Raw genomic sequence first — 18306 nt, 5'->3', positions numbered from 1 at the left:
TTATGGCAAACGGTGCTGACTACTTAAATAGGAAGATTACCAAAAAATATACTGATGTTGAACTTGCTCCAACATATAATGAATGGCTAAAATCCGCCGAAACAAAAAAGTGGCTCGAAGAGACAGAAGGAAGCCGTATCAGTAAGCAAGCCAAAAAATCTATGAATGAAATTATTAACAGGCGGCTTGAAGCAGAAAAGGGTGTTAAGGAACCTGATTATGAGGACGAAAGCACTCAAAAGTTGCTGTATGGTGATGAAGATGTTGGCGCAGAAGCTACAAAGTTTATTGATGGGTCAAATGGACTTGCAGGTGCAGTAGCAGCGGGGGCTGCTAATGTAAATGCCGCGGCAGAAAACATTGTTGGTGGGGGCGCTATTGCGCCCCTTCCTGTTTTTACTAAAGAAGAGGCTAGCCGTGGTGCGTCGATGTCCGATCAGTACACATCAAGCGAAGATAACGCTTATAAACAGCATTTGGCGTTGGGAGGAGAACTACCTTACAACATTGCTGGATCTTTGATCGGCGCAGAAATGAACCCCGAAGCTCATGCGATGGATCAAAAGCATGCAGCAGAGGTCAATGCAAAATATGACTTTAAAACTAGACCGCTTGGCGAACAGATGCAAGAAGAAGCGGAAAAGATAAATCAATTATACCTGGAAAACAGAAAGCAGGGGCAAAGCCACGAACAAGCGCTATGGAATGCCTATAACACAAGGTATGATGAAGATAAACAATATTTTGTGCAAAACGGAATTGTAAAGCCGCTAGTTGGCATGGGTGAACATTTGCTTGGCGGAGCTACAACTCTAGCCACTTATGCAACACCGGCCCTAAATGCCATCGCGGAAGTGGATACAGGCGAAGTGGATAACCCGGTGCAAAATATACGTGACTGGGGTTTATCCCTGGATTGGGCAGAACAGTATGGGGAGAACCTTAAAGAGAAATACAAACCGATTGAGGTGCTAGAAAAAACCTCTGACGTTGTCGGCGATGTCGTTTCAATGGCTCCTGTTGTTGCTGCATCTTATCTTCCAGGCGGCGCTAGTGCTGCTGCCTATGGCTTATCCTTTGCGGATAACTTTGGCTCTAAGGCGCAGGCTGCATACAAGGAAACAGGGGATGCGGATCAAGCTGTGATCTATGGTGTTACTTCTGCCGCAGCCGATTTATTGGTGGATAAAATGTTTGAGGGCTTTGGTGGCGCAGTATCCGGTAGAACCGGCTGGGCTGGTAAAGCATTAGATAAAACAGGGCTAAAGAACAGGTTGGTATCTAAACTGTCGAAGAACCCAAAGGTAGCACAAAGTATTGTAAGTGCATTCCGATTTTCGGAAGAGCCCATATCTGAGATTATCCAGAATTATACGGATGCTGCTGCAAAATGGGCTACTGGTGTTACGGATGATTTTGAATCTCCGACGCTTGAAGAAAACCTGTATTCAGCTGCCCTTGCATCGCTTATCCAGGGTGGCACAAACGCAATTAACAGCCGTATTAATAAAAGCAGGAATGCACAAGCACAAAACGATAATAGCCTTGTTAAACCCGCAGAACAGAAGATGTTAAGCCCGCAGGATTCCCCTCTAAAAAGCGTTGTGCCGCTTGATGAGAACGGGAACATACAAACAGTGCAGCAGGATATTCAAACGCAGCAGGGGCCGATTGTGGAGCCCACAGCACCATATAACGAGGTACAACAAAGCGTTGCCGAATTATCCGTGTTTAATAAGGCTGTACAGAAAGACGGCGCTGCATTTTTGGCAGATTTAAAAGACCTAACCATTAAAAAGCCAGTCGGAATAGATGGCATTGAAGGAGAGGTAAAAGGGCTAAACGTTCGCGTCAATAGTGGAGTAGATGTTGATACTGTTTATAACGAGCTGTTCCAAAAGTACCCGGATTTATTGGGAAATGATAGCATACCGTTTGCTGATTCTGTAGATAAATTACGTGAGATTTCCGACATCCGCAACCGTGTGATTGAGACAAAGAAATCTAATGAATTGCAGATTGAGGAAAGCGTTAAAGAATCTTTAAAGCAACTCCCCATCCGTAATGAAGATGGTAGCGTGAATACGGCAAACTTGCTAGAGCTGCGGAGGAATGAGTGGCGTATTGATACTGATCTAAAATGGTTTAACGAACGCAGCGGCATAACGGCTGCCGAAAAGAAAGTAGCTGATCTTGTGGCTAGCGGGGATATGGACATCCGTAATATCCCAAAAGATATGAGTGCAGCGCGGATTATGGAGTACGCTACGCTAAAAGCAGACGCAGATGCTTTGCATGCGCCTATCCGCGAATATAACTCCGAATATCAAGCCGACCTTGAAGCGCGCGCGGATGCTATCTTGGAAGGAATGGAAAACTGGCAGGACGTTCGTATCCCTGCTAGTAATGCTATTAGCACGCCGGAGCGCGTTATCCGCCACACCGTCAAAGACCAGGCGGAACAGAGCAAGGTAGTTGACGCGCTTATCCGCACAGGCGGTGATGCGGATACAAGGGCGGTGAAAATTTATAATGACATTGCAGAGCAGGTCAACCCGTATAAGTTTACACCTGAAGAAAGCAAGTATATCCAGATGCTAGGTGAGGGCGTTATAACCGAAGCCGAATTGCCCAGCAATGTAAGCGCTAGCCGTGTAAAAGAGGGCGTGCAGGTTTTCCGGGGCATTTATGAGAACTTATACCAAATGGTAAACGAAGAACTTGTGCGCACCGGGCAGAAACCAATGGGGCGTATAGAAAACTATTTCCCGCACATCAGCGACCCGCAAGACCCCATGCGCAGAGCGTTAAAGGCTATGGGCTTTGATGTTACGCCCAATGCACTGCCAACGGAGATAAACGGCAGGACGGAGGACTTTAAACCCAAGCACCAATGGTCTAGGTTTATGCAACGCCGCACGGGGAATAAGACGGACTATAATGCCCTGTATGGCCTTGACCAGTACGCCCGCAGCATGGCTAACGTGGTGGCATATACCGACCATATCCAGTTACTGCGCACGGTCGGGAACAAGGTTAGGTTTGCGCACTCGGACGAGGGCACACAGGCAAAAATCCGTGAGATCATGGCCGATCAGAGCCTTACCGTCGACGAAAAGCAGGCTGCTATTGACAAGTTTAAGGCTAACGGTGATACGCACCTATCCAACCTTGCGGCATGGCTTGACGAATACGCAAATATTATCGCGGGCAAAAAGACGCGCCCTGATCGTGTGATAGAAAGCATGATTGGTCGTAGAGCGTATAGCGTAGCAAATTGGTTATCCAATCAGCTATCTCGCAGCGCGGTTGTAGGAAACATAGGGTCTGCTGCTACTAACCTAATATCAAGCACGCAAGCGGTAGTATTTACGTCAAAGCCAGCTATGCTCAAGGCCAATATCGATATGGCCAAGAATCTAAAGCATAATGATGGATTTGTCGAACGGTCAAAGTTTTTGCAGCGGCGTTTTGGTGAAAATAAGATCTACAAAACAGGCATTGAAAAGGCTATGGATAAAGTGGACATTATGGGCCTTACTGACAGATATACCGCAGAGCTTATTGTCCGTGCCAAGTATAATGAGCGTTTAGCAAAGGGCGATACGCCTGACGCCGCTATGAAATATGCCGATGGTTTTGCCGCTAATCTAATGGGCGATAGATCACGCACACAAGCCCCTACAGCATTTGGCAGTAAAAACCCCATATACAAGGCCCTTTTGCAATTTCAGCTTGAACCATTTAATCAGCTTGGTTTTGCAAAAAGCGATCTTAAGCGCTATGCTGGTAGCAATGGAAAAGCGGTCGGAAAGCTTATTGAATATGCTTTGCTAATGTACCTGTTTGACGATGCATACGAGGCTATCTTTGGCCGTAGACCTGCGCTAGACCCGCTAGGCATGGCTAACAACGTCGTTGGCGATGCGACCGGGAAAAAGCTGAATAATGTATTTTACATGCTAGGTGGCGAACCTGTTGTGCGTGATGTTGAGCAAAAAGGCGCAACCGAAACCGTGCAAAACGCCGCCATGGATGTAGCCGAGCAAATACCCGTGCTGGGCAGTGCGTTAGGTGGTGGCCGTGTACCAGTATTAAACACAATCGGAAAAGTGCTTGATTTTGAACTGCTAGGCGAGATTGGCCAAACGCTAGAAGGTAATATAGCGCCTAGCAAGCTGCTGGATGATGCGGGCACCTGGGCGCTGGAAACAGGCGCGTTTTTGGCTCCTTTTGGCGGCGGGCAAGCCAAGAAAACAATACAGGGCTTGCAAACGGTTGGCGCTGGTGGCTCCTACAAGCGCCAAAACGACGGTAGCGAGGAACTACAGTATGAGGTAGACCAAAACCCGTGGAACTGGGTTAAAGGCGTTGTAGGCGGCAAGACGGCAGTAGGCGGTGGGCGCTACTATGAGGATGGATACCCAAAGGCAGAGCCTAGCACAGATGAGGGCATCATAGAGCAGCATGTTAGAGCACTGCCTAACATCGTCACATACAAGACGGGAGAGGGGGAGGATGCCGAGGAACACAAGGTTACCTTATCCGATGATATGCGTGCACTGCGTCAGCAGTTTGCCCGCAACCTAATCCCGGATGGCGTTGACCTCATAGAGCTTGACGAGGATGTGCGCAAGGATATGTTTAAGGCCATCGACGATTTTACCCTAGATGCTGTTTTGGAGCGCATGGGGCATCCAGAATACACGACGAGCAAGGACACCAATACCGCTATTGAGGCGTTAAAGACCGATGTTAGCTTGCCTGTATTTTACGGTATCAAGCAGGCGTTTGCCGATAAAAACGAGGATGGGGACAGCTTAACCAAGCAGCAAAAGCGCAATATCCTTATGGACTGGCCAGACCTCAGCACAGAGCAAAAAACGCGGCTCGATGAAATCATGCTTGATGTGGGTACGGATGTTGACTACTCTAGCGCAAGGACGTTTGAGCTTACTAACTCCGAGCTAAATGACAAGCAGCAAAAGGCCTATAGCCAGCTGAGATCGCAAGGAATAGATATGTCCGAGTACGAGGATATACTGGATACCATATCCACGATCAAGAGCAGCGGTGACGGTAGCGGGTCGGGTAACGGAGGTAGTGCTGCGGTAGCGCGTTATATCAATAACCTGCCATATGATAGTACGGCCAAACAGACCATAGCCGATGCCGCGGGGATAAACCGCGATTACAGCACTCAAGACAGCTTTGTCGTGAGCGCCATGAATGAGAGCCCACAGCTCAAGTACAAGGAAGCTAAAAAGTATATCCCCGATATGACGGGTGACGCATGGGCCAAGGCGTGGCAAGCAATGACGGACGCAGGGAGCAGCAAGACCAAACAGAGGGCAGCGCTAAAGCGCCTGGGCTATACAAGCCAGCAGGCTAACAATATTGTAGATGTGCGCTGGATGAAACTCGCAGACCTCAAAGACTAATCCATTCACAAGGCCGGGAGCAATCCCGGTCTTATTTTTTTTGCCTATTTTGCGCATAAACACTTGACTTATTGTACAAAATATTGTACAATATATTTAGCAAAGGAGGGATAATAAATGTTAGCTGTAACCTACTCAACGATTAGAGGTAACCTTAAAACGTATTGCGATCAAGTAACGGACAACAACGAGACCGTTATTGTAACGCGCAAGGGCGAAAAGAACGTTGTAATTATCAGCCTCGACGAATGGAACGCACTGCAAAAGGCAGCCCGCAATGCGGAGTACCTAAGCAAACTAGACCGATCAATAGCAGATATACAAGCAGGGCGCGGTGTAGTAAAAACCATGGATGAGCTAGAGGCGATGGCCGATGAATAATATAACGTTTGGCCCAACCGCATGGGATGACTATCTCGACTGGCAAATGCAAGACAAAAAAACCACGCGCCGAATAAATCAACTGCTAAAGGATATACAGCGCAATAGCTTTGACGGGATAGGCAAGCCTGAGCCACTAAGGCACAAGGATAATTGTTGGAGCAGACGTATAGACGCAAAAAACAGGCTGGTATATTACATCCAAGGCGATCACGACATTATGATTGTATCGTGCAAAGGACATTATGAGGACTAAGCATTATTCAAGGCCCTGGTATTTGCCGGGGCCTTGTGCTATAATAGATAGAGGATTGAGGCGTATGTTTACGGACTGCGCTGGCGTAGGCGCTCTGCGGTTACGCAACAACATTTTACGGGCGGTATGCGCGCTATATCCCGCCCGGCGGAAAAAACCGAAAGGTTTTTGCGGAGCACGATTGCAGTTACTTGCGATTGTGCTCTATTTTTTATCTTTTTCGTGGCGCCACGAAAAAGATAAGGACGTGTTACCCTTGCATCCCAATTGTCCTGTGGCCGAGGCAATGGTCTCTTTGCGCCGTTTGCATCAACGTTACATGCGCGGGTGTATACCGCGCACCCATAATCGTCATATATCGCCTCGTTGGTAAGGATAACGTTACCGCAATCAAGGGTATCCGCTATCTGCTTGATAACATCCTCGCCCATGTCATGACTGCGCTCAGCCACATCATCGTATACAATTTTAACGCAAATCTCCCGTCGCATATTTACCTCCTATTCGTCGCGCGTAGTCGAGTGTATTTGTTTGTTAGCTAACTAAATAATTTATTCTATCGGCTCTCCCGTATCTCGATCAACAAATACAATTTTTAGGTCTGCATTAAGTGCATTTGCTACCTTTTCCAGCTCGGATATTTTAAATGTATTACGTTTGTATTTATTATTCATATTTTGCGGGGTCTGGCCTGTTCTGCGCGCTAATTCCGCCTCTGTGATATTGCCGCGCTTTACACAACAAAGCCTTATATATTCCCTGACATCCATTTTATACACCTCCAATATTATAATATACTATTCTGTTTATTTTGTAAACGTAAAAATTTAAAAAATATAAAATATTTTATAAAAAACAGTTGACATTATATAAAAAATAGTGTATCATAAAGATGTCGAAAGGGAAAAGGAAAAGCGCTCCGGACAGCTACCAACTAACACGGAGCGCAGCACACGTAGACCGCGGCCAAAGCTATTATAGCAGAGCCGCAGAAAAAAAGAAAGGCGGCAAGCAAAAATGAAGCTCACACAAGCAATGATTAACAAGGCCCTGGAGATCGCAAAAGAAGCTAGCTGGGATTATGAAGTAGTAGGCGTGCGCGTCCAGGAAATGCCCTTTGAGCTTGGCGAAATGGATCATGTATCTAAAGTATGGATCGACGGCGAAGAAACCGACGAAGAGCTAGACGGCGTATGCGCGACCGATATTAATAGCTTGAATGTAAATGAGTATTACGGAGAGCATGTGGCAATTGTGGCTGGCAATTATTTTGAATATGGCGAGGACATCGGCGAGATCATCATTAAGGACGCGCAAGTAATAGCGATTGCAGCTTAAAAATGGAGGAGAAAAACATGAAGATCAAAATGTACGCAAATTACAACGTCCGAGGCCGTAAATACCCCATCTACCATCCTGTAGCGCAGGATATCAGCGAGCCGGTAATGATAACCATCCCGGACGAATGGGAAACGTACCACAATAATATGGCCGAGCTTGTAATTGTTACACCTGATGGCGCACGTAATCTTGCATACGAGATTGAGTCAGATCCCAAAGGCCCGTTTTTTTGGGGCGCAAACCGTAATAAATGGCGTGTGCAGGTGGCCTACAGCAACAGGCTGGCGCAGGCGTAACACAACCAAAGCCGGGCGGGGCGGCATAACTCCGCGAGGGAGGAAAACCATGAAGAAGTTATTAATTGCTTTACTGGCGGTCGTAACGCTCACCGGTTGCACGGCACAGGATACGCACACCATCACTGGCACAGTGACCAACGTTGACGAGCAAGCACTATATATCAATCTTGACGATGGCACAGGCTGGGTGGCGGACTATGCGCCCGGCTATGAGGTAGGGCAGCGGGTGACGCTCACGGTAGATGGCCGCGGAACAGAATCTATATACGATGACTTACTGACTGGTATAGATTAAGATAGACAAGAGGCCCGGCATAAGCCGAGGCCTCTTGTTAGCCACTAGATCAATGTATTTCAACCCACGCCGGGCACTCCCGGCGACAGAATAATCCTGCTAGACCAGATCGTCCATGCTGCACCCTAACGCATCAGCAATCTGCTTGATTGTATCAGCACCAGGGATAACCGCCCCCGTCTCCCAGCGGCTTATGTGCTCTTGAGAGCAGCCCATCTTGTCGGCTAGTTGTGCCTGCGTCATCCCTGCGGCCTTGCGCATCGCGCGGATGCCTGTTTTGTGATCATACGCAGGCTCTTTACCGCCAAGGGCATGATAATAACCAAGTTGCCAAGTCCCCTGTAGTGGTAATGGTAGTGGCTTTGGCATCATACCTGCGTCATCATCTATAGGTGCGTCGATAGTTGCAGCAATATCCGCTATTCGCGCAGCGAGATCATCGGTCAATAACTTGCTGCGTCGTGCGGCATTATTGATCTGCGCAAACCCAACGCTTGGCCGCATACTAGCATCCTCAAATAGTTTTGCGGTAACAATGGTTTGTCCGTGCGATACTGCCTCACGCTCGATCAATCCAGCAATATACCCGTAAGCATAGACTTGATTTGTGTCAAACATGATTATCCCCCTTCTTGTGTATTCTCTTACCGCCATAATATACCATATATGATATATTGTCAAGCGGGTTGTGTACAATTTATTGTGCGTATATCCAATATAACCCCATGCCGGTTATAATATATTGAACTAAGCATAATTTGTACATAACTCCGTGTGATATTTCGTGTGATATTAGCGCCCAAAACAGCATAATTTTGTCCTTGATATGCACAATTTGCCCAACACGTCGGACAATGAGGAAACCCGCAAACCCGCATGAATAAAGGAAAAACCCGCCATCCATTGAGAATAGCGGGTTTCTTGTCTTGGCACCTCCGAGGGGATTCGAACCCCTGTTACCGCCGTGAGAGGGCGGCGTCCTAGGCCTCTAGACCACGGAGGCATAATTCCGCGCGACCGGGATGAACCAGCAGCCGCACGGGGGACGGGCACGAACCGTGCCACATGCGATATTATAGCAAGCGGGGTAGGGCTTGTCAAGCAAAAAATGTCGATTATTTCTGGAAAAATTTTTCGCGGATGATTCCGGCGAAAGATGGGGGAAAAAGGCACGACGATCTTGTACAACAAAGCGGGATAGATTGCATTTGAACCGGGCGAAATGATATAATTTATAAAAATAGGCGTGCCGGACGCGGGGGCTTCGCGCGCGCTTTTTATGGGGGTAATTTCAACTTCTGTGCATCTATAGGCGACGACAAAGTTAAAGGGGAGTATTGAAAGATGAAGTATACGCTTGGTGTGGATTTTGGCACGCAGTCCGGCCGCTCGGTACTGGTGGAGGTAGGCACGGGCAATATCGTGGCCCAGGCCGTAAAGGAATACACCCACGGTGTGATGGATGAAAAGCTGCCCTGCGGCAAAGTATTGCCGCCGGATTGGGCGCTGCAGCACCCGCAGGATTATCTTGAAGTGTTTTACCAGACCATCCCGCAGGTCTTGAAGGAATCCGGCGTAGAGCCTGCGGATGTGATCGGCATGGCAGTGGATTTTACCAGCTGTACCATTTTGCCGGTGGATCAAAACGGAACCCCGCTTTGCATGCTGCCCCAGTGGGAGGAGGAACCCCACAGCTATGTAAAGCTGTGGAAACACCATGCCGCCCAGAGCGATGCGGATAAGCTCAACGCCATCGCCCGGGAGCGGGGGGAGAGCTTCCTTGGCCGCTACGGCGGCAAGATCTCCTCGGAGTGGGTGTTCCCCAAGATCATGCAGATCCTGCGCGAAGCGCCCGAAGTTTATGAGGCAGCTGACCGCATTATGGAACTGGCGGACTGGACCACCATGATGCTGTGCGGAGAGGAAAAGCGCAACAGCTGCACCGCCGGCTACAAGGCCATTTGGTCCAAACGGGAAGGGTATCCTTCTAACGATTTCTTTAAGGCATTGGACCCGCGGATGGAGAACGTGGTGGATGAAAAGCTCAGCCGGGATATCTATCCCATCGGCTCGCGGGCGGGCTATTTAACAAAGGAGATGGCGCAAAAGACCGGGCTGACCACCAATACCGCCGTGGCGGTAGGCAATGTGGACGCGCATGTGAGCCTGCCGGCGGTGGGCGAGGTCACCCCCGGGGCCATGCTGCTGATCATGGGTACCTCCACCTGCGATATCCTGATCGCGGACGAGGAGAAAATGGTGCCCGGCATGTGCGGCGTAGTAGAGGACGGCGTAGAGCCCGGCTATATGGGCTACGAGGCCGGCCAGAGCTGCGTAGGCGACCACTTTGAGTGGTTCGTGGAGAACTGCGTGCCCGAAAGTTATGAAAAAGAAGCCAGAGAGCGCGGCATGGGCATCCATCAGCTGCTCACCGAAAAGGCCAGCGCCTTAAAGCCGGGCGAGAGCGGCCTGCTGGCGCTGGATTGGTGGAATGGCAACCGCTCGGTATTGGTGGATGTGGACCTGACCGGCATGATGCTGGGGATGACGCTGCTGACCAAGCCCGAGGAGGTTTACCGGGCGCTGATCGAGGCTACGGCCTACGGCGCCAACCGCATCATCGAGGAGTTCATCCGCTCGGGCGTGCCCATCGACCACCTGGTGGCCTGCGGCGGCATTGCCGAGAAGAACCAGATGATGATGCAGATTTATGCGGATGTGACCAATATGGAGATCTACATCTCCGATTCGCCCCAGGCGGTGGCGCTGGGCAGCGCCATGTTCGGCGCGGTGGCGGCCGGCAAGGCGGCCGGCGGGTACGATACCATCTTTGAGGCCGCCGAGAAGATGGCCAAGGTCAAGCCCCAGCCCTATAAGCCCATCCCGGAAAACGCGGAAGTTTATAAGAAGATCTACGCGGATTACTGCAAGCTGTACGATTACTTCGGCCGCGGGGAGAACGACGTGATGAAGCGCATGAAGGCCCTGCGCGCGGAGGTGCGCCGCCATGACTAGCCTGCGCGCCTTAAAAGAGGAAGTATTTGAAGCCAACCTGGAGCTGGTGCGCCAGAACCTGGTGATCTATACCTTTGGCAACGTCAGCGGGATCGACCGGGAACAGGGCCTTGTGGTCATCAAGCCCAGTGGGGTGGATTACGCGACCATGCGCCCGGAGGATATGGTGGTGGTCTCCCTTGAAGGAGAACGGGTGGAAGGGGAGCTGAACCCTTCCAGCGACCTGGAGACCCATCTGGCGCTCTACCGGGCCTTCCCTTCGCTTGGGGGCGTGGCCCATACCCACAGCCGCATGGCTACGGCCTGGGCGCAGGCCGGGCGGGGCATCCCCTGCTACGGCACCACCCAGGCGGATTACTGCCATGGGGAGATCCCCTGCACCCGGCCCATGACCGGGACGGAGATCGCCACCGATTACGAGGCCAATACCGGTTTGGTCATCGTGGAGCGGTTCAAGGGTGAAGACGCCTCCCAGTATCCCGGGGTGTTGGTCTTTAGCCACGGCCCCTTCTCCTGGGGCAAGGACCCGGCCGAGGCCGTATATCACGCCACGGTGATGGAATACGTGGCGGATATGGCCCGGGTGAGCGAGCAGCTGACCGGCGGCCTGCAGCCTATGAGCCAGGCGCTGTTGGATAAGCATTATTACCGCAAGCACGGGGCAAACGCCTATTATGGGCAGGTCAAGCGGAAGTAGTTTTCCGCTTAGGATAAAAAAGACATCATTTAAAGGGGGTTCTACCATGTTTAACATTCCTGAGGTACGCCTGGGCGTCGTGGCCGTCAGCCGCGATTGTTTCCCCATCGATTTGAGCGAGCGCCGGCGCGCCGCGCTGTGCGAGGCTTACCGCAAACAGGGCGGACAGATCGTAGAGATCATGACCACCATTGAAAACGAAAACGACGCCATGAAGGCCTTGGACGAACTTGAGGCGGCCGGCTGCAACGCGCTGGTGCTGTTCCTAGGCAATTTTGGCCCGGAAACGCCGGAGACCCTGCTGGCCCAGAAGTTCCCGGGGCCGGTGATGCCGGTGGCCGCGGCCGAGGAATTCACCGAGATCCTCAAGAGCGACCGGGGCGACGCCTACTGCGGCATGCTCAACTGCTCGTACAACCTGGGCATCCGCAACGTGCGCGCCTATATTCCGGAGTACCCGGTGGGCACGGCTGAGGATATCTGCAAGATGATCGACGACTTTATCCCCGTGGCCCGCATCATTCTGGGGCTAAGCAAGCTCAAGGTCATCGCCTTTGGCCCGCGTCCCAACGATTTTGTGGCCTGCAACGCGCCGATTAAGCCCCTGTTTGATTTGGGGATCGCCGTGGAGGAGAACAGCGAGCTGGATCTTCTCGTAGCCTACGAGGCCCATAAGGACGATCCGCGCATCCCCGAGGTGATGGCGGATATGGAAAAGGAACTGGGCGAGGGCAACAAGATGCCCGGCATCCTGCCCCGGTTGGCGCAGTTTGAGCTGACGCTGCTGGATTGGGCCGAAGACCATAAGGGCGCAAGCGAGTACGTGGCCTTTGCCAACAAGTGCTGGCCCGCCTTTGAGGAGAAGTTCGGCTTTGTGCCCTGCTACGTCAACAGCCGCCTGGCCTCCAAGATGATGCCGGTCTCCTGCGAGGTGGACATCTACGGCGCGGTGACCGAGTACATTATCGCCTGCGCCACCATGGTCCCGCCCACGCTGCTGGATATCAACAACACCGTGCCCAGCGATATGTTTAACGCCAATATCGCCGGCAAGTACGATTATACCCTGCAGGATACCTTTATGGGCTTCCACTGCGGCAATACCCCGGCCTGCCACCTGGTCAAGCCCGAGATGAAGTATCAGCTGATTATGAAGCGCTCGCTGGAGCCGGATAGCGAGCCGGATATCACCCGCGGTACGCTGGAGGGCGACATCCGCCCGGGCGATATCACCTTCTTTAGGCTGCAGGGCGCGGCGGATTGTTCGCTGCACAGCTATGTGGCCCAGGGCGAGGTGCTGCCGGTGGCCACCCAGTCCTTTGGCGGCATCGGTATCTTTGCCATCCCGGAGATGGGGCGCTTCTACCGCCACGTGCTGGTGGCGGGGCGCTATCCGCACCACGGCGGCGTGGCCTTTGGCAAGGTGGGTAAGGCGCTGTTTAGCGCCATGAAGCTGCTGGGCGTGGAGGACGTGGCCTTCAACCAGCCCAAGGGAATGCTGTATAAGGACGAGAATCCCTTTGCTTAAGAACGATAGGGATTGGCGCTAGAAAAGATCATAAAATGAAAAGAGAAAAAGCCGCCTGCATACTTTGCAGGCGGCTTTTTGATGTGCTTTAAAACCAGTGATGTTCCACCATATAGGCAACGCTTTGCTGCACGGTTTCCAGCAGCGTATGGCGCGGGCGGTAGTCGATCAGGCGCCGGCCCTTTTCAATACTGTAAGTCCCGCTGCGGGCGATGTGGTAATAAGTGTGTTCGATCCACTTTTCATCTCCGGTGGCCGCGCACCACTCGTCCCAGGGCAGCAGGCGGATATTTTCCTCCTGGCCGAAAAAGCGGTACATGGCCTGCGCGTATCCCAGCAGCGTGATCGATTCCGCCCCCACGGCGTGAAAGCTCTCGCCCAGCGCGGCCTTACGGTGTACGATGGCGTTAAAAAAGACCTGGGCCACGTCGTCCGCATGCACATGGTGCAGCGTTTCCATACCCAGATTGGGAATGGAGATCTCTTCGCCGCGCTGGATCTTGCCAAAGGTCGTATAATCCGCATTGCCCGTGGGCGTGATGATCGCCCAGCCCGGCCCGGAGATCTGCCCGGGCATGACTACCGTTTCAGGGAAGCCCTCCTGGCGGTAGAGCGCGTGCAGGTAGGCCTCGCTTTTGGCCTTTTGGATGCCGTATTCATCCAGGGGGAACTTAGGCTGATCCTCGGTCGCCGGTAAAAGCGTGGCCTTGCCATGCGCCCAGATGGAGGAGCAATACAGGTAGTGGGAAAGGTTGGTGCCCTTTAGCGCCTGCGCCATGCGCTTTGTGCTCTCCAGCGAGAAGTTGATCAGGTCGATCACCACATCGGCGTTGAGTGCGGCGATCTCCCTTTCAAAACTGCCCTGAGGCGACATCTCCCGATCCAGGATCACCCGGCGGACCTCCCGCCAGGCGGGGCCTTGCGTGTAGGGCTTGCTTTGCCCGCGCGAAATGCAGGTCACCTCGTGTCCCGCCTCCACCAATTTAGGGGCAAGATAACTGCCGATATGGCCATAGCCGCCGATGATAACGATCTTCATCATATTCCCTCCGCTTCGTTTTCACTTATTTTAGCCAGCCGCCCCAGAACCATCTCCGGCTCGCCATCCCGCTGCTGCCAGTGGATGGCCTCAGTACCGGCTTGCAGGGCTTTTTCATAATAGTCGCATTTATAGGCGATGCAGTCGCGGTAAGAAAGCAGCTGTTCAAGCTGGCGGTCGACCTCCCTTTTGCGCGCCATAAACATATCGTAGCGCTGCTGAAGCGAGGCGTCGCCCTGGGTGGTCCAGACGATAAAGGTACGTATGTCCTTAATGGGCATGCCGGTCTTTTTTAAACAGTCGATCACGCGCAGAAATTCCAGGTCGGACTCCTCAAATATCCGCACCCCATTTTCATCCCGGCGTACAAAGGGCAACAGGCCCTCTTTATCGTAATAGCGCAGGGTAAAAGCGCTGATGCCCATTTTTTTAGCCACCTGGCCAATGGTATAAGTCATACCGATCATCCTTTGCAATGGATTTGGAACGCGGTTTCAATGTATCACTATCATCAGACTAGCCCTTAGAGTACGCTCTAAGTCAAGCCCGGCAAGGTGATTTTCGCCTTTAATTTTAGCACACTGCGCACCGGTTGTGAAATAAGTGTGTCAAAACGCATCCCGGGTGCTATAATAAAAACGGCCGCTATTTAGAGGGCTACAAGTTACAATGAACAAAGAGCAGCTGCCACAATCCCTTAAAAGGAGGATTGTGGCCGTTTCATGCCGAGGATAAACGACGAGAGGGGTTGAGGAAAATTGAAACTAATGGTATTCATCTTAAACAAGGTGGAGGTGCTGGAGGACTTGCTGCGGGAGTTCAACACGGCGGGCATCCACGGGGCCACGATTTTGACCAGCACCGGCATGGCCCGGGCACTGCACGGCAACGATGAGGAAAGCCCGCTTTTCGGCTCGCTGCGGGCGCTGCTGGACCCGGGACGGGAGGAGAACCGTACCCTGCTGCTGGTGCTGCGGGACGAACAGGTACACGCTGCCGTTTCCGTTATCCAGGGCGTAGTGGGCGACTTGAACAAGCCGGATACCGGCATCGTATTCACCCTGCCCATTGATCTGGTCGAGGGCGTGCGAAAATAGAGGGGTTGAAGAAAAGTTGGAACTGGGTGTATTGTTTTATCTTGCGGTTATCGTATTTTGCGCGCTGGCCTTTGGGCGGCTGGCCAAATTATGCAAACTGCCCAACGTAACGGGGTATCTGGTAGCCGGGCTGATCTTGGGCCCCTCGGTGCTGGGGATCATCCCCAAAGAGGCGGTGACAAATTTCCACCTGATCTCGGATATGGCATTAGGATTCATCGCGTTTTCCATCGGCAGCGAGTTTAAGATGAGTTATTTTAAGCGCGTGGGCTTTACGCCCATCGTCATCGCCATCTTTGAGGCGCTGATTGCCAGCGTGGCGGTCACGTTAGGGATGCTGGCCCTGGGCAACGACCTGGCGTTTTCCCTGGTCATCGGCTCTATCGCTGCGGCTACGGCACCGGCGGCCACCATCATGGTGGTGCGCCAGTATAAGGCCAAGGGCCCGGTGACCGAAACGCTGATGAGCGTGGTGGCGCTGGACGACGCGGTGGCGCTGATCGCCTTTGGCTTTGCGGTCACCATCGCCAAATCCTTAAATGGCGGCGTGCAGGAGAATATGCTGCTCTCCATCCTGGAGCCGGTGTGGGAGATCGTGCAATCGCTGGGCATCGGCGCGGTGCTGGGGGCGCTGTTTGTGGTGCCGCTGCGGTGGTTTAAAAAGGAATCCAACCGGCTGTGCCTGATCGTGGGGTTCGTATTTATCGCCATTGCACTATCCAACCTGCTGGATATTTCGGCGCTGCTCACCTGTATGGCGCTGGGCGGGGTTATGGTCAACGTCTGCCGGGAGGGGGATGCGATCATGCGCATTACCGATTTTGTCACCCCGCCGCTGTTTATGATGTTCTTTGCCGTTTCGGGCGCAGAGCTGGAGCTCTCGGTCATCCCCACCATCGGCGTGGTGGGCATTTGTTACGTGGTCATGCGCGTGGCGGGCAAGATGGGCGGCGCATGGCTGGGCGCGAAGATCATGAAGGCGCCAAGGGCCGTACAAAAATACCTGGGGCCCACGCTGATCCCCCAGGCGGGCGTGGCGATCGGCCTTACGCTGGTGGCCCAGTCCGCCGTGCCGGAGTATGCGCAGGTGATCCGCGCCGTGGTGCTGTGCGCCACCTTTATTTACGAGATCATCGGCCCTGCGGTCTCCAAATTTACCCTGCAAAAGGCGGGAGAGATCGTCACCGCCCCGAAGGTAAAAGCCAAGCGGGTGGGATAAATCAAAAGCGAGAAGGCGGAGTTTTGCGCTCCGCCTTTTATAATTGAAAAAATCCGTTTGTTGACAATCTGTTGTGGATGTGCTAAGAATAGACTATATCCTAACTGCTAAATATTATTGCTAGATATGATTGGAGAATTGTGATTATGCAAAACGGCGCTTTATCCCGTAGCAACAGTGTACAGACGATCCTCAAGGCTCTGCGTAAGGACATCATCTTTTACCGCTATCAGGATGGTCAGCAGGTACGGGAGATCGAACTGGCGCAGGAGTACGGCGTCAGCCGGGCAGCGGTGCGGGGCGCGCTGATGATCCTGGAAAAAGAGGGGCTGATTATCGCCAACCCCAACGGCACGCGTAACATCGCCTGCCTGAGCGAGAAGGACTTGAGCGAGTTCCACGACCTGCGCGCGCACCTGGAGACCGTGGCGGTGGAGCAGGTGGCCGCGGGCGATAAGGATATGGAGGGCATCTTTGAGGTGGTCAACAAGATCCGTATGTTGGATGAGGGGGCGTCCCAGAGCGATATTCAGAAGCTGGACAGCGATTTTCACGGCAGCATCACCCGCGCCAGCGGCAATAAGGCCGTGATCGGCGCCTGGACCAATATCGAGCAGGTGATGTGCGAGGTCGCCTGGCCCGACCTGCCCGGCGCGGTCAACACCAACGTGGAACACTTTAAAAAGCGGCACCTGGACCTGTTTATGACCCTGATGCAGGGGCCGGAGACGGCCGTGGCAGCGTATGAGGCGCACCTGGCCAGTTCCAGGGATAAGGCGCTGAACAACTATGGCAACTTTGTGCGGCATACCCGCCAGCAGGTCGGCCGGTAAATTTGTCAGACGGATCTCCGATGCAAGACTATGCACTTGGATTGTTGACATTATTCATCAAGCCGTGATAGAATAAGGCAAATAATACCGTTGAGGTATATTGATCGGAGAGATTAGATCGTGAGAAATGGCGCATTATCCCGCAGCGGCAGCGTACAGCACATACTAAGGGCTTTGCGCCGGGACATTATCCGTTACCGCTATAAAGACGGCCAGCAGATACGCGAACTGGAGCTGGCCGATAAGTACGACGCCAGCCGCGCAGCGGTACGGGGCGCGTTGATGGTATTGGAGAAAGAGGGCCTGATCGTCACCCACAAAAACGGCACGCGCACGGTATCCTGCCTGAGCCGCACGGATATGGACAATTATCACGACCTGCGCGCCTATCTGGAAACGGTGGCTGTAGAGGAGGTTGCCCGTGGGGATAAGAACATGGAGGGCATCTTCGAGGTGGTCAATAAGATCCGCATGCTGGATGAGCGCAATACCCATGAGGAGATACAGCAGCTCAACAGCGACTTTCGCGGCAGCATTATTCTGGCCAGCGGCAATAAAGCCGTGATCCAGGCCTGGAGCAATATTGAGGACGTGATGCGTGAGGTCACCTGGGAGGATATTCCCCAGGCGGTGCGCCAGGAGCCAGAGGATTTTAAAAAGGCCCATACAGGGCTTTTTATGGCGCTGATGCAGGGGCCGGGGGAGGCAGTGCGCCTTTACAAAGAGCATCTGGAAAGTTCCAGGATGAAATCGCTGAAGAATTATTATACCTTTTTAAGTTATGTGCAGCGTGACGAAGGGGTGGCGCAGGAGCTTTAAGAAGTATAAAAAAGGCCGGAGCATAATATTGCTCCGGCTTTTTTAT

At 52.5% G+C, this 18306-nt stretch carries 17 protein-coding genes and 1 tRNA gene; 13 read left to right on the top strand and 5 right to left on the bottom strand.

Annotated features, from left to right (window positions below):
- Positions 1 to 2: 2 nt before the first annotated feature.
- From H8699_RS02065 to H8699_RS02055, 3 genes are all read left to right on the top strand, one after another.
- On the top strand, positions 3 to 5441 hold the full coding sequence (locus H8699_RS02065; RefSeq protein ID WP_249284260.1) for a hypothetical protein: 5439 nt from the start codon (positions 3 to 5) through the stop codon (positions 5439 to 5441).
- A gap of 117 nt (positions 5442 to 5558) precedes the next feature.
- Positions 5559 to 5822, top strand: a complete 264-nt coding sequence (locus H8699_RS02060) for a type II toxin-antitoxin system Phd/YefM family antitoxin (RefSeq protein WP_249284259.1) — start codon at positions 5559 to 5561, stop codon at positions 5820 to 5822.
- On the top strand, positions 5815 to 6078 hold the full coding sequence (locus H8699_RS02055) for a Txe/YoeB family addiction module toxin (protein ID WP_249284258.1): 264 nt from the start codon (positions 5815 to 5817) through the stop codon (positions 6076 to 6078). Before H8699_RS02060 ends, H8699_RS02055 begins: the two co-directional genes overlap by 8 nt.
- Before the next feature lie 551 nt (positions 6079 to 6629).
- Here H8699_RS02055 and H8699_RS02050 read toward each other — a convergent pair.
- On the bottom strand, positions 6630 to 6848 hold the full coding sequence (locus tag H8699_RS02050; RefSeq protein ID WP_249284257.1) for a helix-turn-helix domain-containing protein: 219 nt from the start codon (positions 6846 to 6848) through the stop codon (positions 6630 to 6632).
- A 247-nt stretch (positions 6849 to 7095) separates the two neighbouring features.
- On the opposite strand from H8699_RS02050, the gene H8699_RS02045 reads away from it, so the two are divergent.
- From H8699_RS02045 to H8699_RS02035, 3 genes are read left to right on the top strand one after another with little or no spacing between them, the layout of a single operon-like run.
- A complete protein-coding gene (locus H8699_RS02045; RefSeq protein WP_249284256.1) occupies positions 7096 to 7416 on the top strand; it encodes a hypothetical protein in 321 nt (106 codons plus the stop codon).
- A gap of 17 nt (positions 7417 to 7433) precedes the next feature.
- Positions 7434 to 7715, top strand: coding sequence for a hypothetical protein (locus tag H8699_RS02040; RefSeq protein ID WP_249284255.1), 282 nt, complete (start codon positions 7434 to 7436; stop codon positions 7713 to 7715).
- A gap of 49 nt (positions 7716 to 7764) precedes the next feature.
- Complete coding sequence (locus H8699_RS02035) at positions 7765 to 8013, top strand: lipoprotein (protein ID WP_249284254.1); 249 nt, start codon at positions 7765 to 7767, stop codon at positions 8011 to 8013.
- Positions 8014 to 8112: 99 nt separating this feature from the next.
- Here H8699_RS02035 and H8699_RS02030 read toward each other — a convergent pair whose 3' ends face one another.
- Together H8699_RS02030 and H8699_RS02025 are read right to left on the bottom strand one after the other, a co-directional pair.
- Entirely contained in the window at positions 8113 to 8631 is a 519-nt protein-coding gene (locus H8699_RS02030; protein WP_249284253.1) for a helix-turn-helix domain-containing protein, read from the bottom strand.
- A gap of 309 nt (positions 8632 to 8940) precedes the next feature.
- Positions 8941 to 9016, bottom strand: a tRNA-Glu gene (locus H8699_RS02025).
- 341 nt (positions 9017 to 9357) lie between these two features.
- Between H8699_RS02025 and araB the strand changes: the two genes are divergently transcribed.
- From araB to H8699_RS02010, 3 genes are read left to right on the top strand one after another with little or no spacing between them, the layout of a single operon-like run.
- Positions 9358 to 11028: a ribulokinase gene (araB, locus tag H8699_RS02020; RefSeq protein ID WP_249284252.1), complete on the top strand. Its 1671-nt coding sequence runs from the start codon at positions 9358 to 9360 to the stop codon at positions 11026 to 11028.
- Positions 11021 to 11725, top strand: a complete 705-nt coding sequence (locus tag H8699_RS02015; protein WP_283244111.1) for an L-ribulose-5-phosphate 4-epimerase — start codon at positions 11021 to 11023, stop codon at positions 11723 to 11725. Before araB ends, H8699_RS02015 begins: the two co-directional genes overlap by 8 nt.
- 46 nt (positions 11726 to 11771) lie before the next feature.
- The gene (locus H8699_RS02010; protein ID WP_249284251.1) at positions 11772 to 13253 is read left to right on the top strand and encodes an L-fucose/L-arabinose isomerase family protein; all 1482 of its coding nucleotides are present in this window, start codon (positions 11772 to 11774) and stop codon (positions 13251 to 13253) included.
- A gap of 88 nt (positions 13254 to 13341) precedes the next feature.
- On the opposite strand, the gene H8699_RS02005 is transcribed toward H8699_RS02010, so the two are convergent.
- On the bottom strand, positions 13342 to 14295 hold the full coding sequence (locus tag H8699_RS02005) for an NAD-dependent epimerase/dehydratase family protein (protein ID WP_249284250.1): 954 nt from the start codon (positions 14293 to 14295) through the stop codon (positions 13342 to 13344).
- Entirely contained in the window at positions 14292 to 14750 is a 459-nt protein-coding gene (locus H8699_RS02000) for a MerR family transcriptional regulator (RefSeq protein ID WP_249284249.1), read from the bottom strand. The genes H8699_RS02005 and H8699_RS02000 overlap by 4 nt, the downstream gene beginning before the upstream one ends.
- A gap of 300 nt (positions 14751 to 15050) precedes the next feature.
- Here H8699_RS02000 and H8699_RS01995 point away from each other — a divergent pair, with 300 nt between their 5' ends.
- The 4 genes from H8699_RS01995 to H8699_RS01980 all read left to right on the top strand — a co-directional run bounded on the left by H8699_RS01995 (position 15051) and on the right by H8699_RS01980 (position 18260).
- Positions 15051 to 15389 (top strand): P-II family nitrogen regulator, encoded by a 339-nt coding sequence (locus H8699_RS01995; protein ID WP_147518403.1) that lies wholly within the window; start codon positions 15051 to 15053, stop codon positions 15387 to 15389.
- Between the two features lie 16 nt (positions 15390 to 15405).
- Complete coding sequence (locus tag H8699_RS01990; protein ID WP_249284248.1) at positions 15406 to 16608, top strand: cation:proton antiporter; 1203 nt, start codon at positions 15406 to 15408, stop codon at positions 16606 to 16608.
- Positions 16609 to 16754: 146 nt separating this feature from the next.
- Positions 16755 to 17441, top strand: coding sequence for a GntR family transcriptional regulator (locus H8699_RS01985; RefSeq protein WP_249284247.1), 687 nt, complete (start codon positions 16755 to 16757; stop codon positions 17439 to 17441).
- A 120-nt stretch (positions 17442 to 17561) separates the two neighbouring features.
- On the top strand, positions 17562 to 18260 hold the full coding sequence (locus H8699_RS01980) for a GntR family transcriptional regulator (RefSeq protein ID WP_249284246.1): 699 nt from the start codon (positions 17562 to 17564) through the stop codon (positions 18258 to 18260).
- The last annotated feature ends 46 nt before the right edge of the window (positions 18261 to 18306 follow it).

Origin of the sequence: Luoshenia tenuis, assembly GCF_014384745.1 — a bacterium.
In the GTDB taxonomy this organism is placed as follows: Bacteria; Bacillota; Clostridia; order Christensenellales.
The sequence above is the reverse complement of the archived record's forward strand: the minus strand, read 5'-3'. Positions and strand labels throughout refer to the sequence as shown.

Bases quoted from the DNA above. Each gene is read 5' to 3' on its own strand.
- H8699_RS02065 (WP_249284260.1), top strand. From the start codon at position 3: ATGGCAAACGGTGCTGACTACTTAAATAGGAAGATTACCAAAAAATAT.
- H8699_RS02060 (WP_249284259.1), top strand. From the start codon at position 5,559: ATGTTAGCTGTAACCTACTCAACGATTAGAGGTAACCTTAAAACGTAT.
- H8699_RS02055 (WP_249284258.1), top strand. From the start codon at position 5,815: ATGAATAATATAACGTTTGGCCCAACCGCATGGGATGACTATCTCGAC.
- H8699_RS02050 (WP_249284257.1), bottom strand. From the start codon at position 6,848: ATGGATGTCAGGGAATATATAAGGCTTTGTTGTGTAAAGCGCGGCAAT.
- H8699_RS02045 (WP_249284256.1), top strand. From the start codon at position 7,096: ATGAAGCTCACACAAGCAATGATTAACAAGGCCCTGGAGATCGCAAAA.
- H8699_RS02040 (WP_249284255.1), top strand. From the start codon at position 7,434: ATGAAGATCAAAATGTACGCAAATTACAACGTCCGAGGCCGTAAATAC.
- H8699_RS02035 (WP_249284254.1), top strand. From the start codon at position 7,765: ATGAAGAAGTTATTAATTGCTTTACTGGCGGTCGTAACGCTCACCGGT.
- H8699_RS02030 (WP_249284253.1), bottom strand. From the start codon at position 8,631: ATGTTTGACACAAATCAAGTCTATGCTTACGGGTATATTGCTGGATTG.
- araB (WP_249284252.1), top strand. From the start codon at position 9,358: ATGAAGTATACGCTTGGTGTGGATTTTGGCACGCAGTCCGGCCGCTCG.
- H8699_RS02015 (WP_283244111.1), top strand. From the start codon at position 11,021: ATGACTAGCCTGCGCGCCTTAAAAGAGGAAGTATTTGAAGCCAACCTG.
- H8699_RS02010 (WP_249284251.1), top strand. From the start codon at position 11,772: ATGTTTAACATTCCTGAGGTACGCCTGGGCGTCGTGGCCGTCAGCCGC.
- H8699_RS02005 (WP_249284250.1), bottom strand. From the start codon at position 14,295: ATGATGAAGATCGTTATCATCGGCGGCTATGGCCATATCGGCAGTTAT.
- H8699_RS02000 (WP_249284249.1), bottom strand. From the start codon at position 14,750: ATGACTTATACCATTGGCCAGGTGGCTAAAAAAATGGGCATCAGCGCT.
- H8699_RS01985 (WP_249284247.1), top strand. From the start codon at position 16,755: ATGCAAAACGGCGCTTTATCCCGTAGCAACAGTGTACAGACGATCCTC.